The following is a 12,907-nucleotide window of genomic DNA, read 5'->3' on the forward strand; positions in this document are numbered from 1 at the left end:
CAAGGATGACGCGCAGGTAGATCGCGAGAGCCACGAGGTTGAGGCTGAATGGTGTGCCGGTCTCCATGCCTTCCGGGACGGCTGCCAGCGTGGTCGCCCCACAGCACGGACAATGGCCGGCATAGCGTTCGACGCGGGTGACGACCGGCTTGATCGGCGGCAGATCGATCTTGTCGTAGCGCTGCGCGAGGCGCTGATCCGCGTCAGTCAGCCCGGCACGGCAGTGCTGGCAATGCGCCGCCTTCGCGATCACCGTCTGATCGGGGTTCTCGGCAAGCAAGCGACCGCCACCCTCACGGCCGAGACTGCCTTTGCGGGGCCCCTTGCGCGGACTTTTCTTCGGGCCGGTTTGGCTTCTGCCCGCGCGATGGCGGCAGGCTCGAATTGTCCGGCCGCTTCGGCGGTTCGTTTAGCCGCGCCTCCAACTCCGCAATCCGGCGTTCCGCATCCGAAAGCCGGATTGCCAGTTCCGCGTTCCTGCGCTCGGATGATTGCAACGCGTCCCATAGCGCGCGGATCAGCGCGTCTTTCTCAGCGTGCGATAGGAGAGACAGGTCAGGAAGCTCGTTCACGCCTCCCGTCGAATCGTATCCGCCGTGGTCACGTCAATTCACAATCGATTCAACTTATCGACGGACCAGGATGAGCAGATACGGTTCAGACAGGAAGACCGATGAAGATTGAGACACAGGATCTGACCCTCCGCGAAGCCAAGCTCCCGCTTCGGCCGGTGGATCGCGAAACAGTCCAGGATCGCGTCTATCGCCAGATCAAGGAGATGATCCTCGACGGTGAGATCGAGCCAGGACGCACGATTACGATCCAGCGACTCTCGGAGGCATTTCAGGTGAGCGCCATGCCGGTCCGGGAAGCGCTGCGCCGACTGATGGCAGAGCAGGCGCTGATGGTCGTCTCCGGCCGCTCCGTCGGCATTCCGACACTGACACTCGAGCGACTAGAGGATCTGAGGCGCGTCCGACGGGAGGTTGAGGGTGTCGCCGCCGCATGGGCGGCCCAGCGCATCACGCCCGACGCCATCTCACAGCTGAACGACCTTGTGGAGGACCTTGAGGTCGCCGCTAGAGCGTCCGACGGCGCTCGCTATGTTCCGGCTAACCATCGGTTCCATTTTGCCATCTATGAGCTGGCCGGTTCCCCCGCATTGCTGAGCATCATCGAATCGTTATGGCTACAGATCAGCCCGCATTTTCATGTGCTCAGAACATCCGACAACTGGCAGACCGCGAACGAGGCGCATCGTGAGATCCTCAATGCGCTCAAACGCAAGGACAGCAAGCGTGCGACGCTCGCATTGTCGCGGGACATTGACGACGCAGCGACCGCGCTTCGTCGGCTCCTGACCTGATGGGCTCTGTCAGGTTGACGAGGCTGGGTGTGGCGCCTTCCGGGTCTGGATGATCGACATCGAAGCTCCGCCGCTCAAAGGGTACCGTTTGCCGCGGTCAATCATCGCTTATGCAGTATGGGCGTATCACAGGTTTGCGCTCAGCCTGCGCGACGTTGAGGATCTGCTGGCGGGGCGGGGCGTGCAGGTCAGCTACGAGACGATCCGGGCCTGGGTTGCCCGTTTCGGGCCGCAGTTTGCCGCCTGCATCCGGCGAGACCGACCTGCCGCGGCGGATAAGTGGCATGTCGACGAGGTCGTGATCTCGATCCGCGGCCGGAAGCATTGTGCCCACAAGGGGTTAAACAATCGGGCCGAGGCATCGCACCGACACGCCCGACGGCGAGAGAAGATCATGGGCCGGTTCAAATCTCCCAGGCAAGCGCAGCGGTTCCTCTCCGTCCACGACAAGACCGCCACCCTCTTTCGCCCGAAACGCCATCGCCTCACCGCAGCATCCTACCGCCACGCCCGGGCGGACGCCTTCAGCCTCTGGGCCGACTTCGCGGCGGAGATCACGGCCTGATCTCAAGCGCAGCCGCTCCGTCCAAGCCCTTGCAGGCAAGTTGACAAAGCCCTCGACACAACCCCCCACACGCTCACGGCAATAACCGTTGGCGACCCGGCGCAGGTTTACGTTGTTGACCGCAGCACGGTTCCAAACCCCAACTGGCTTCGTCCGGGTATACCGTCGGCTGGTCAGCAGAAATTCGGGGGCAACCTGTTGAGGCAACATCGGTGTTTTGTGATCGCGAGCGCCGTGTCGGCATATAGCTGGAATCTGATCTTCCTCGGAGCAGCAGGCTATTCCGACTATACGGTCAGGCAGCAAGAGCACTTTGCGCTCGACCCGCGCCTCCACCCGCCCGCCAGCCCCTGCTTCCCGGGCCCGCGCCGGGCGTATGCGCGGCGGAACCGAGGCATCCGCTTCAGGCGGGCGGCATAAAAGCCCTGTCTGGGAAGGATTTTTCCACGACATCCAGGAAGTCGCGCACCTCGGCACCGACAAGCCGGCGGGAGCTTTGCAGTTCCCAGAGTGTTGATTTTCAGTGAGATGTGACAGTCACCCACGAATTTCCAAAATGACTCTGAGTGCGGGCGTCGCCGGTATGATGAGGATAAGCCTCGAATTGTGGCACCAGCGGAAGCGCCTGGGGTGGTTTCCTGCTGATGTTGCTCAGGAAGCGACTCCGGGTCACGAGTTTGCCCCGGCCGACACGGGGGGCGTGCCGGCCGGGGGCACGCCCCTGTCGAGAATTCTGGCGCAGAGATATTCGGCATCCCGGGCCACACCGGAAAACCGTCCGGATCCCCAGGTGTGCAGCCAGGGCAGCCCGATGAAATAAAGCCCCGGCACAGCGGTGACGCCGCGACGATGCACCGGATGGCCGCTGCCGTTGAAAACCGGGGCATCGAGCCAGCGGAAATCCGGCTCGTAGCCGATGCACCAGATGATGCTCGATATGCCCGCCCCCGCGAGATCGAGCGCCTCGGGCTCGGCGAGGGGCGACCACACGGCCTCGTAGACCGAAGGCGGCGGCGCATCGATGCCGTTCGCATCGATATGCGCATCGATCGAGGCATTGATCCGGTTGTATGTCCTGTCGGCGGCGTCGAGCGCTGCTCCCAACGTCCGGCGAAAGGCGAAGCGCCCGTCGGCATAGTCTTCGAGCAGGCCGTACAGCGCCATGCCTTCGAGGGCGAAGCGGCGCAGGTCGATGTCGCGGCCGCCGTCCCGCCCGGTCACGTAGTGATTGGTGTTGTCGCGCACGCCCTCGCGCAGAGGGTGGGCTTCCACGGGGATGTCATAATAGCCCATGTCGGCCAGCCAGGCGACGACGTCGCGCCCGCGATAGAACCGGGCGCAGCGCGGAGCGTCACCGACCGCGAGGTGCACCTTTCGACCGGCGAGATGCAGGTCTTCGGCGATCTGCGCGCCTGACTGCCCGGAGCCGACGACCAGCACCGCCCCGTCGGGCAGCGCGTCAGGGTTGCGGTACTGTGCCGAATGGATCTGCAGCACCTCGTGCGGCAGCCGTTCGGCGAGCCGCGGGATGATCGGCCGGTGATAGCCGCCGCTCGCCGCCACCAGCTGGTCCGCCACGTAATTTCCGGCCGATGTGGCAAGATCGAAACGCCCATCGGGCCGCAGCCTCGCACGCGTCACCGTCACGCCTTCCCTCAACGAGCCAGATTCCCGCGCCCGGAAACCCGCGAGCCACGCGAGCAGTTCGGGCCTGGTCATGAATCCGTCCGGGTCGCGACCGGCATAGGGGTAACCGGGCAGCTGGCACTGCCAGTTTGGCGTCACCAGGCTGAAACTGTCCCAGCGCTGGCTTGCCCACACATGCATCGCCGCGTGCTTCTCCAGGACGAGATGCGCGACGCCGTCGCGGCGGAGGAAATGGCTGACGGACAACCCTGCCTGCCCGCCGCCGACGATGGCGACGGGCAGATGCGTGCTGGATTCGGTCATGGTCGGTCTCCTGTCGGGGATTCGGGAAGCATCCGCACCCGGCCATCCGCGTCGCCGGTGAAGCCGGACGCGCGGCGTTCAATGCGGGCGATCTCAGCCCTGGCGCGGCGGCAGGGTACGCCGTAGCGCGCCTCGACCCGCGCGCTCGCCGCTTCAAGCCCGGCGCGGCTGCGATCGAGGAATTCGGCGAGCGGATAGGCGTCACCCGGGGCAAGATGCCCGGCGATCGCGCGCGAGGGCGAATAGAGGCGGTCTTCGCTTCCGTCGGGCCAGATGAAGGCGAGAACGAGTTCGGGCATCAGGCGACGCGGTCCTTCCTGCCGCAGCCAAGCAGCGGTGCGGTTGCGAGATCGCGCACCGTGGCGATTTCGTTCCCGCGCGAAATCCGGACAGCGGAGCCCGGCTCGACCATGCCGATCGCGGCACAGGCGATCCCGCGCGACGTGAACCGGGAGACGATCGACGGCGCCGCTTCGCGCTCCGCGGCGATCAGGAACCCGAAGCTGGGAAAGGCGGAAAGCCAGCGCAGCGGGTCGGCATCCGCCGGCGCGGGGATCAGGTCGATGTCGATCGCCAGCCCGACGCCGGAGGTCTCGGCCAGCATCGCCGCCGTGCCCACCAGCCCCGCGCCGCTGATATCCTTGCCGACGGCGCTCAGCCCCGCCTCCGCGATCTCCGCCAGGATGCCGAGATCGGCACGCAGCCGTCCCGGTGGCGCGCCGGTCGCGGCGTCCCAGTGCGGGAACGGGTCGCGCCATCGACCGCGAAGATCGATCGCCGCGAGCAGAACCTGGCCCGGCCTCGCGTCGAAACTCGTCAGCAGCCGCTTCGCGCGCCCGAGTACCGAGGCCGCGAAGCGCAATCCGGGCGCATGAAAGTTCGTATGCCCGCCCACGACCGGTACGCGATAGGCCTCCGAGGCCGCGCGCAACCCGTCCAGCACCAGGGCGCCGCGTCCGGCGCCATCGCTCCAGACCGCGTCGGTCACCGCCAGCGGCCGTCCCCCCATGGCGGCGATATCCGAAAGATTGACCATCATGCCGCACCAGCCGGCGAACCAGGGATCGGCCGCAACGAAGCTTTCGATGAACCCTTCGATCGCGAAGAGCAGGAACCCGTCACCATCCGGGATCGCGGCGCAGTCGTCGCCGACGCCGATCGGCCCGGCCGCAGACAGGCCGAGCCGCTGCCCGGCTTCGGCGATATCGGCCTTCTGCGCGAAGCCGACGCCGGTGCCCAGCTTCGCGGCGAGGTCGCCGAGCGCGAGGCCGCCCGTGTTCATGCCGCGATCCGCGCGGTGGCGTGCCATCCGGCGACGGACGCCGCGTCGATCACCGGCGGGTAGTGATCGAGATCGGCTTCCATCTCCAGATGCGGGTGGCCATGGAGCGACAATGTGCCGCGCGTGCGCCAGTGAAGGCGCATGAACAGCGGGCCGTTCTGCGCCTGCACATGGGCATGGAAGCGCGTGCAGCCGCGCCCGCGCGCGGTGCCGACCGCGAGGCGGATCAGCGCCGTTCCCAACGCGCCGACCCGGCGGTAGGCCGGCGCGACGGCGAGCCGCGATCCCCACCAGATGCCGGGCTCGGCTTCGTGGATCCGCACGGTGCCGATCACATCGCCGGCAGCGACGCCGACATAGTCGAACGCGATCAGCGTGGTCGCTTCATCGTCGATCGCGTCGCGGTCGTCGTCGCGGAAGATCCGCTGCTCCTTGCAGAAAACCAGGCGCCGCAAGGCGGCGGCACCGCGATGTTCCCAGGCATCGTCTGCCTGCTTGATCCGGAAATGCGCGGCGCGAAAGGGCGGAAATTGCTCGATGATCATGATACCCCCGCGGCCTCGTAGTTCCGCAGCGCCGAGCACGCGCCGCAGCGCGCGCAACCGGCCTTCACGGTGGCGGCGGACAGCCCGGCTCCGGCCAGCATGTCCGCCAGCGGCGCAAGGATCGCGTCGATGAACTCCGGCGGCGGCGAGGGGTGGCTTTCCAGCGGCGTCCCCGCGATCGGGACGAACGGCACGACGAAGGGATAGACGCCGATCGCCGTCAGCCGGCCGCACACGGCGAGGATGTCGTCAACCGAATCGCCCAGCCCGGCGAGAATGTAGGTCGAGACCTGCCCGTGGCCGAACACCGGCACCGCCGCCTCGAAGGCCTGCATGTACCGCGCGACCGGCACATCCGCCTTGCCCGGCATGATCCGCTGCCGCACCGGTTCGGTCACCGCCTCCAGATGCATTCCGAGTGAATCGATGCCCGCGTCGCGCAGCCGGGTGAACCAGGCATCCTCGTCGGGCGGTTCGCATTGCCCCTGGATGGGCAGGTCGACCGCGGCCTTCACCGCGGCCGCACTATCCGCGAGAATCGCCGCGCCGCGGTCGCGTGCGGGCGGCGTGCCGGTCGTCATGACCATGTGCCGCACGCCGTCGAGTTCCACGGCCGCCCTCGCGACCTCGGCGAGCTGCTCCGGCGTCTTGCGCGCGATCGTGCGGCCCGCGGCGAGCGACTGGCCGATGGCGCAGAACTGGCAGGTCATTCGCCGCGAGCGGTAGCGCACGCACTCCTGCAACACGGTGGTCGCGAGAACGTCGCGCCCGTGCAGGGTCGCGATGTGATGATAGGGCACGCCATCCCCGGTGGTCAGCGCGTAGAAGCGCGGGGTGGAGGGAAAGCTCACCGTTCCCACCGGCACGCCATCGCGCAGGAGGCGGCCGAGCCCGTTCGCGTCCGGCGGTTCGACGAGGAACGGGCTGTCGAAGGCAGGCGCATTGTGCACGGGCACCATGACGGTGGTGCCATCGATTGTCATCGGCTTGTGGTCCGAGGGGCCTGCGCCGCCTCGCCGGCCGGCGAGGCCCGCACGCGGATCAGCCAGTCGCACGCCGAAGGACTGAAGGGCCGTGATCAGGGTCCGTGTCGGCATGTCCTGTGGCAGGGTCGGATTCATTGTCAGATCTCCGGATGGGATGAGCCGGGGCGACGCCACGCAGCGGCGTCGCCGGGCGGTCGTCGAGGTGAAGGCTGAGCAGTTCTGGCCGCGCGTAATGGCCGACGGAGTCCATCATCCGCTTGCGCTTGGTGATCAGCGTGAGGTCGAGGTCGGCGACCACGATGCCCTCGCCCTCGCGCAGCGGCGGCACCACGTGGCTGCCATCGGGCGCGATGATCGCGGTCAGGCAGCCTCCGGTCAGCGCCTTGCGCAGCTTGGGGTCGGGTGAGATCCGCGCGACCTGCGCCTCGGTCAGCCAGCCGGTCGCGTTCACCACGAAACAGCCGGATTCGAGGGCATGGTGACGGATCGTCACCTCGATCTGGTCGGCGAAGATCGGGCCGACCAGCGCGCCGGGAAACTGCGCGACGTGGATTTCCTCGTGCCGCGCCATCAGCGCGTAGCGGGCGAGCGGGTTGTAGTGCTCCCAGCAGGCCAACGCGCCCACACGCCCGGCGGCGGTTTCGACCACGCGCAGGCCCGAGCCGTCGCCCTGGCCCCAGATCATGCGCTCGTGGAAGGTTGGTGTGATCTTGCGCCGCCCGAGGACCAGCGTGCCGTCCGCATCGAACACCAGCTGGGTGTTGTAGAGCGTGCCGTGATCCCGCTCGTTGACGCCGAGCACGACGACGATCCGGTGCCGCCGCGCCGCCGCCGCGACCGCCTCGGTGACCGGTCCGGGCACGGTGACGGCGTGTTCGTAGAGCCGCAAATGCTCCGCACCCGAGAGTACTGGCGGCATGACGAAGGAGAAATATGGATACCAGGGTACGAAGGTTTCCGGAAATGCGACCAGTTGCGCGCCCTGAGTCGCGGCGTCCGTGATCGCCGCGAGAACGCGTTCGAGCGTGGCATGCCCACTGTCGAGATCCGGGGCGATCTGGACGGCGGCGACACGGACGGCGTGGGGCCCGGCCATCGTCCGGCTCAGAGCGTCCAGGTGTCGAGCACGAAGGCGTCGTTCCGCCGGTGCAGCAGGATCAGGTCAAGCACGTCGAGCGGATTGATCGGCGTGATGCCCGGAATCAGCGAGGGTTCGCCGTGGCCGTAAAGCGCCTGCAAGGCGAAGCGGCAGGCATAGACCTTACCGCCCTCGGCCATGAACTTGGTGATCTGGTTGTTGAAGTTCTGATGGCCGGGAAAGGCTTCATCGCCCAATTTGGGAAAGCCACGCTGCACGCCGAGCGTGACGCCCGGGCCGTAGAGCAGCACCGAGGTCTCGAACCCCTTGCGCAACAAGCGCGTGGCCTGCAGCAGGTTCACGAAGCCGATCGAGCCCTCGAAGGCGACGGTATGGAACGTGACAAGGGCTTTCTCGCCGGGTTCGGCCTTCACGTCCTCGAATTTCTTTTCCTCGTAATCGACGAAGAAATCGCCTTTCTGGTGGGCCGGGGCGGTCACTGCGGGCATGCTCGTCTCCTCTGGAACCAGGCCGGGCCAATCCCGGCATGACCAGAACTCTGCAACCGTCATGCCAACATGCGATTCCCGGGGAAGCGGTCAATTTTAATCAGATATCCATTCATATATGCAGTCAATATTTTCAAAGCGCTCTAATATGCCGATTATTGATTGTCCATATGAACAAGTTATCATCTTCATAACGCATAAAATATAATCATTTTGAATCAACATAGCCATATATGCCTTATTGTGATTCTGTTTTTGAATTGCCTTTCAGATGAACGTGCAACATAATCCAGTCAATATTTAAAGAGCGCGGATGGCCTCCATGAATGACTGGATACCGGATCTCGGCGCGCGCGACCGGCCGCATTACCTCGCGATCGCCGACCTGATCGCTGCGGACATCGCCGCCGGCCGGCTACGGCCCGGCACGCGGCTGCCGCCGCAGCGGCGGCTCGCTGCCCGGCTCGGTATCGATTTCACCACCGTCGCGCGCGGCTATGTCGAGGCGAAGCGCCGGGGGCTGGTCGACTCCCGGATCGGACAGGGCACCTTCGTGCGGGTCCCGCCCGCATCGGCAGCGCTGCGCCCGGGGGCGTTGCCGGTCGATCTCTCGATGAACCTGCCGCCCGAACCGGATGATCCGCCACTGATCCACCGGATGCGCGAAGGACTGGCGGAGATCGGCGGGGACATCGCGGCGCTGTTGCGCTACCAGGGCTTCGGCGGTTCCCCGGCGGACAAGGACGCGGCTTCGATCTGGCTCGGCCGGCGGGGCCTGGTGCCATCGCAGGACCGGGTGTTCGTCACGCCGGGCGCGCATCCCGCCCTGCTCGCGCTGTTCGGCATGTTCACCGCCGCCGGCGAGACCATCCTCTGCGAGGCGATCACCTATCCCGGGGTGCGGGCGATCACGCGGCAGCTTGGCATGCGGCTGGTGGGCGTGCCGATGGACGCTGAGGGCATTGTGCCCGAAGCTCTCGAAGAGGCCTGCCGCCGATCCGCGCCGAAATGCCTCTACCTCAATCCCACGCTGCAGAACCCGACCACGATCACCGTGCCGATGGCGCGGCGGGCGCAGATCGTCGAGATCGCGCGGGCCGCCCGCATTCCGATCATCGAAGACGATGCCTACGGATTCATCCCGCAGCACGGCCCGCCGCCTTTCGCGGCAATGGCGGCCGACATCACCTGGCATGTCGCCGGTCTGGCCAAATGCGTCGGCGCCGGGCTGCGGGTCGCCTATGTCGTCGCGCCGTCGGCCAAGGCCGGCTGGCCCTTCGCTGCCGCGCTGCGGGCGATGACGGTGATGGCCGCGCCGCTTACCGTGGCGCTCGCAACGCGCTGGATCGAGGATGGCACCGCCGACCAGTTGCTCCGCTTCATCCGCAACGAGACCGCGGCGCGCCAGGCTCTCGCGCGGGAGGCGCTTGCAGGGCAGCACTTCCGGTCGGATCCGCTGAGCTTTCATCTCTGGCTCGAACTGCCTCACCCCTGGACCCGATCGGCCTTTGCCGGACAGATGCGCGCGACCGGGATCGGCGTCGTGCCGAGCGATGCCTTCGCTGCCGACGGTGCGCCCGGCGAGGCGGTGCGGATCGGGCTCGGCGGGCCGGTCTCCCGGGCGCAACTGCGCAGCGCGCTCGACTACATGGCGCACGCTCTCGCCAACCCGCCGGACCACGACAGCGCCTTCTTCTGAGCCGCCGGCGACCGGCGTCAGAAATCCCGGCTGGCCGGAGGAAGCGGGCCATCGCGGCCGGCATTCATCAATCCGGTCGACAGTTCGGCAATCTCCGCCGTGATGTCGTTTTGCCGCGTTCTGCGTTCGAGCGCGTGAAGTTCGGAACTGACGCGCTCCACATTGCGGTTCGCGGCGAGCATCGCGGCGATCCGGGCTTCGTTCTCGGCGGCGATCGCCTCCAGCGCGGCGGCGCAGAGTTCCGCGAACACGTATTCCTCCACGAGGCGGGCAAGCAATGTGGCGGCCGGCAGGGTGAGGAGCGGCGGCCGCGACCGCGGCGGCATTCCGCCTCGCGCGACGAAGTGCCCGAAGTCGAACGGGAGCAGCGCGCGCGTCTCGACCCTGAGTTGGCCATCCGCCTGCCAGACCGGGAACACCAGGCTCACCCGGTCCGCCCTGCCATCCACGATCCGCTCGTAGAGCGCCTCGGCAACGCGGTCGGCTGTCGTGGCGACGGCGTCGGGATGCGATGGCATCGCGCTTCCCCACGCGACCGGCAGGCCGCGTTCCTCGACGACGGTCGCCGCGCGCGTGCCGAGCAGCATGAGTGCCGCGTCTTTCAGCACTGTTGCCGCGCCGTCGAGCACCCTGTCGGTGAACGCCCCGGCGAAACCCTGCTCCGCCCCGAACAGCACCACCGCGTGTCCCGCGCCGCGGCGCCGATCCGCCCCGGTGGCCGCCCCCGGCACCAGCGGCAGCGCCTCGACGATGGCATCGGCGATCACCTCCTCATAGGCGAGAACGCCGGGCAGCCGGGCACGGCACAATTGGGCCCGGCTCGCGGCGATCCCGCGCATGGCGGCGATCACCGAGTCCAGCTCCCGCACGCTGGCGATCCGCTGCGCGATGTCGGCGAGCCGTCCGGTCACGGAGCCGCCATGTGCGCGAGGAGTCGCCCGATGGCGTCGTGCAGGGCCGCCCGGTCCGGCGCGCCGAGCCGGCGGGACCGCGCGACCGATCCGGCCGCCGCCGCCGCTTCGCGATCGAGCCAGGAAGGCAGTTCGGCCCGGAACCGCGCGACCAGCCCGGTCGGAAGCGGGTCGAGCAGGCCGTCGGCGAGGGCGATCGCGAGCGCGACCTCGTCCACCAGGCGCAGGGGCGTGAACTGCGGCTGCGACAGCAGCGCCCGCAGCCTCTGGCCGCGCGCCAGCTGCTCCCGCGCGCGCGGATCCTGCAGGCCACCGAACCGCGCGAAGATCTCGAGTTCCAGGAACTGCGCGTAGTCGAGGCGCATTGTCCCGGTCGTGTCGTGCAGCGCGGGCGCCTGGGTCTTGCCGCCGACCCGGCTCACGCTGGTGCCGATATCGATCGCCGGCTTCTGCCCTTCCTCGAACAGCCTCGCGCTCAGGACCAGCTGCCCGTCGGTGATCGAGATGAGGTTGGTCGGGATATTAGCACTGAGATTGCCGGCATCCGTCTCCGCGATCGGCAGCGCCGTCAGCGATCCGCCGCCTTCGGCCGCCGACAGCCTGGCGGCGCGTTCGAGCAGCCGCGCGTGAAGGTGGAACACGTCGCCGGGATAGGCCTCCCGCCCCGGCGGCTCCCGCGTCAGCAGGGCGAGTTCGCGGTGCGTCGCCGCGTGCCGCGTGAGGTCATCGATGACGACCAGCGCGCTGCCGCCGCCGTCGCGGATGTCTTCGGCCATCGACATCGCCGCGAAGGGCGCGATCCATTGCAGCCCCGGCGGGCTGGCCGCGGGGGCGGCGACAAGGATGCAGCGTTCCGGGGCGCCATGCGCCCGCACCGCCGCCAGAACCTGCGCCACGCCGGCGGTCTTCGTGCCGACGGCGGCATAGATGCAGACGACGTCGGACGATTTCTGCGCGATCATGATGTCGGTCGCGAGCGCCGTCTTGCCGGTCGCCCGGTCGCCGATGATGAGTTCCCGCTGTCCGCGGCCGAGGGCGAACAGCGCGTCCACCGTGAGAATCCCCGTCTGCACCGGCTCGTTGACGAGGTCGCGCGCGATGATCGGCGGCGCCGGCCGGTCGATCGGCAGCCGCGTCGCCGCCACGATCGGCGGGCCATCGTCGAGCGGCCGCCCGAGCGGATCGACCACCCGTCCGAGCAGGCCCGGCCCGACCGGCGTGCGCACCACGTCGCCGGTGCCGCGCACGATGTCGCCGGCCGTCACCCGCTCGCCGGGATCGAGCAGCACGCAGATCACCCGATCCGGCTCCAGCGAGCGGACGAAGCCAAGCTCGCCGCGCCCGAAGCGCACCACCTCGTCCAGCCGCGCATCGGCCAGGCCGGAGACGAGCGCGATGCCGTCCGCCACGTGCTCGACGCGCCCGAAGATCTCGACCGCCGGCGCGAGATTCGTCGCGGCGACGATCGCCGAAGCCCGCTCAGGCCAGGGTGGCGGCATCACCGGCCTCTTTCCGCGCGAGTTCCTCCATGATGCGTTCGAGTTGCGCCTGCCAGCTGTGGCGCAGCATCGCCCCGCTGCCGTGCAGCTCGATCCCGGCGAGCAGGCCCGCATCGGCGCGATAGCGCGGCGGCGTCGCGAGCCCGAGATGTTGCGTGAGCATCGCGGTGCACCGGGCCTGTTCCGCATCGCTCAGCGGCGTCGCGCTGACGACCTCGATCGGCGCCGCGCCGGCGGCCAGCGCCTCGCGCTGCGGCGCGGGCAGGGCGGCGAGCACGTCGCCCAATCCCGCCAGTATCGCCGCTGTCGCGGCCGGCCCCGGCAGATGGGCGAGCAGCCGCGCCGCGATCGTTCCGGCCAGCCGTCCCGCCTCGTCCTCGAGTTCCCGCCGCGCCCGCGCGCGATCCTGGCGCAGCGCGCGCGCCGCGGCGGTGCGCAAACGGTCGATCTCCCTGCCGGCTTCGGCGAGCCGCCGCGCCCGCTCGGCGTCCGCGGCCTCGGCCGCCTCGGCCCGGCG

The 12,907-nt window shown here is 68.3% G+C and carries 13 protein-coding genes and 2 pseudogenes; 3 read left to right on the plus strand and 12 right to left on the minus strand.

Going from position 1 to position 12,907, the window contains the following annotated elements:
* Positions 1-280: pseudogene (locus RT91_RS15840) on the minus strand (IS66 family transposase zinc-finger binding domain-containing protein); the annotation flags it as partial.
* 13 nt (positions 281-293) lie between these two features.
* A complete protein-coding gene (locus RT91_RS21600; RefSeq protein WP_152982851.1) occupies positions 294-572 on the minus strand; it encodes a DUF6444 domain-containing protein in 279 nt (92 codons plus the stop codon).
* A gap of 101 nt (positions 573-673) precedes the next feature.
* Between RT91_RS21600 and RT91_RS15845 the strand changes: the two genes are divergently transcribed.
* Positions 674-1,366, plus strand: coding sequence for a GntR family transcriptional regulator (locus tag RT91_RS15845; RefSeq protein ID WP_035188362.1), 693 nt, complete (start codon positions 674-676; stop codon positions 1,364-1,366).
* A 49-nt stretch (positions 1,367-1,415) separates the two neighbouring features.
* On the plus strand, positions 1,416-1,931 hold the full coding sequence (locus RT91_RS15850) for a transposase (RefSeq protein WP_035188364.1): 516 nt from the start codon (positions 1,416-1,418) through the stop codon (positions 1,929-1,931).
* Between the two features lie 669 nt (positions 1,932-2,600).
* Here the strand turns inward: RT91_RS15850 and RT91_RS15855 are convergent.
* Genes RT91_RS15855 through RT91_RS15885 form a run of 7 tightly spaced genes read right to left on the minus strand, consistent with a single transcriptional unit; the run spans position 2,601 to position 8,281 of the window.
* A complete protein-coding gene (locus tag RT91_RS15855) occupies positions 2,601-3,881 on the minus strand; it encodes an MSMEG_0569 family flavin-dependent oxidoreductase (RefSeq protein ID WP_035188366.1) in 1,281 nt (426 codons plus the stop codon).
* Positions 3,878-4,180 (minus strand): MSMEG_0570 family nitrogen starvation response protein, encoded by a 303-nt coding sequence (locus tag RT91_RS15860; RefSeq protein WP_035188369.1) that lies wholly within the window; start codon positions 4,178-4,180, stop codon positions 3,878-3,880. Before RT91_RS15860 ends, RT91_RS15855 begins: the two co-directional genes overlap by 4 nt.
* Entirely contained in the window at positions 4,180-5,163 is a 984-nt protein-coding gene (locus RT91_RS15865) for a sll0787 family AIR synthase-like protein (RefSeq protein WP_035188384.1), read from the minus strand. The genes RT91_RS15860 and RT91_RS15865 overlap by 1 nt, the downstream gene beginning before the upstream one ends.
* Complete coding sequence (locus RT91_RS15870) at positions 5,160-5,708, minus strand: MSMEG_0567/Sll0786 family nitrogen starvation N-acetyltransferase (protein ID WP_035188371.1); 549 nt, start codon at positions 5,706-5,708, stop codon at positions 5,160-5,162. The genes RT91_RS15865 and RT91_RS15870 overlap by 4 nt, the downstream gene beginning before the upstream one ends.
* Entirely contained in the window at positions 5,705-6,829 is a 1,125-nt protein-coding gene (locus tag RT91_RS15875) for an MSMEG_0568 family radical SAM protein (protein WP_408735341.1), read from the minus strand. Before RT91_RS15875 ends, RT91_RS15870 begins: the two co-directional genes overlap by 4 nt.
* The gene (locus tag RT91_RS15880) at positions 6,750-7,790 is read right to left on the minus strand and encodes a Nit6803 family nitrilase (protein WP_035188376.1); all 1,041 of its coding nucleotides are present in this window, start codon (positions 7,788-7,790) and stop codon (positions 6,750-6,752) included. The genes RT91_RS15875 and RT91_RS15880 overlap by 80 nt, the downstream gene beginning before the upstream one ends.
* A gap of 8 nt (positions 7,791-7,798) precedes the next feature.
* Entirely contained in the window at positions 7,799-8,281 is a 483-nt protein-coding gene (locus RT91_RS15885; RefSeq protein ID WP_035188379.1) for an MSMEG_0572/Sll0783 family nitrogen starvation response protein, read from the minus strand.
* Positions 8,282-8,603: 322 nt separating this feature from the next.
* Here RT91_RS15885 and RT91_RS15890 point away from each other — a divergent pair, with 322 nt between their 5' ends.
* A complete protein-coding gene (locus RT91_RS15890; protein ID WP_035188386.1) occupies positions 8,604-9,980 on the plus strand; it encodes a PLP-dependent aminotransferase family protein in 1,377 nt (458 codons plus the stop codon).
* 17 nt (positions 9,981-9,997) lie between these two features.
* Here RT91_RS15890 and RT91_RS15895 read toward each other — a convergent pair whose 3' ends face one another.
* The 3 genes and pseudogenes from RT91_RS15895 to RT91_RS15905 form a co-directional block, all read right to left on the minus strand.
* The gene (locus tag RT91_RS15895) at positions 9,998-10,891 is read right to left on the minus strand and encodes a FoF1 ATP synthase subunit gamma (protein ID WP_051788328.1); all 894 of its coding nucleotides are present in this window, start codon (positions 10,889-10,891) and stop codon (positions 9,998-10,000) included.
* Positions 10,888-12,390, minus strand: a complete 1,503-nt coding sequence (locus RT91_RS15900; RefSeq protein WP_035188381.1) for a F0F1 ATP synthase subunit alpha — start codon at positions 12,388-12,390, stop codon at positions 10,888-10,890. The genes RT91_RS15895 and RT91_RS15900 overlap by 4 nt, the downstream gene beginning before the upstream one ends.
* Positions 12,371-12,907, minus strand: a pseudogene (locus RT91_RS15905) (F0F1 ATP synthase subunit delta); the annotation flags it as partial. The pseudogene RT91_RS15905 and the gene RT91_RS15900, both read right to left, overlap by 20 nt.

Source organism: Acidiphilium sp. JA12-A1 (assembly GCF_000724705.2).
In the GTDB taxonomy this organism is placed as follows: domain Bacteria; phylum Pseudomonadota; class Alphaproteobacteria; order Acetobacterales; family Acetobacteraceae; genus Acidiphilium; species Acidiphilium multivorum.